The following is a 1,091-nucleotide window of genomic DNA, read 5'->3' as shown; positions in this document are numbered from 1 at the left end:
ACTCCAGCCCCGGCCCCGCCACCGTCACCTCGGTCGCGGAGACCCCCGGCGGCCCCTGAGCGAACCACCGCCGGAACAGCGCCGTCCCCGTCTCCTCGGCCATCCGCACCGACACCTCATCGAGCACGGAAGCCTCGTACGGCAGCCACACCTGGAACTGATGCGTATGCGGCACCTCCGGATGCACCCGGAAGAACGGCACCCCGGCCCGGACGAACCCCTCCCGCAGCGCCTCCGCGACCACCCGCGCATGCGCCACGTACGAGGGAAGGCGCGGCAGTTCGTCCTCCAGACCGATCAGCGCCGAGAGCACCGTCGGGTACTGCTGGAAGATCTGCCCGCCGTACCGGTGCCGCCAGGCCTTCGCCTCCGCGACGAACGAGCGCGGACCGGCGAGGACCGCCCCGCCGAGCCCCTCGAGCGACTTGTAGAACGAGACGTACACACTGTCCGCGAGCTCGGCGATCTCGGCGAGCCCCCGTCCGAAGTGCGGCCCGCACTCCCACAGCCGCGCCCCGTCGAAGTGCACCACCGCGTCCCGCTCCCGCGCGGCCCCGACCACATCGACCAGCTCCTGCCACGAGGGCAGTACGAACCCGGCCTCACGGAGCGGCAGTTCGAGCATCAGCGTCCCGAAGGGCTCCTCGAACTCCCGCACCTCCTCGGCGCTCGGCAGCCGCGGCTCGGCGGTCGGATGCACGGTCCGCACCCCGCTGACCACCGAGAACGCATCCCGCTCATGCCGCTCCGGATGCGCGAGCGGATGCAGCGCCACCGTCGCGTCGCCGGTACGTCCCGCCCATACCCGCACCGCGATCTGCTGCGCCATCGTGCCCGTCGGGAAGAAGGCCGCGTCCTCCTTGCCGAGCAGCCCGGCGACCCGGTGCTCCAGCTCCTCCACGATCGAGTCGCCGTACATGTCGGAGGTCCTGCCCAGGTCGTACACCTCGGGCGCGCGCCGGGTCAGACGCTCGAGACTGTCCGCGTACGTGAGATCGGCCCCCGGCCGCGACAGCACCCGCTTCGCCGCCCGGAAAGCGGCAAGCCGCCGCTCCCGCGCCGCCCCCGGATCCACCTGGTCCGACCCACCC

The 1,091-nt window shown here is 72.5% G+C and carries 1 protein-coding gene; it reads right to left on the bottom strand.

From position 1 onward, the window contains the following. Nucleotides 1-1,075 (bottom strand): threonine aldolase family protein (locus tag G6045_RS40620; RefSeq protein ID WP_165337265.1); only part of this gene is annotated, 1,075 nt, incomplete at its 3' end. Nucleotides 1,076-1,091: the final 16 nt, after the last annotated feature.

It is taken from the genome of Streptomyces mesophilus (genome assembly GCF_011044995.1).
Taxonomy (GTDB): Bacteria; Actinomycetota; Actinomycetes; order Streptomycetales; family Streptomycetaceae; genus Streptomyces; species Streptomyces mesophilus.
This window is presented reverse-complemented; position numbering and strand designations above follow the sequence as displayed.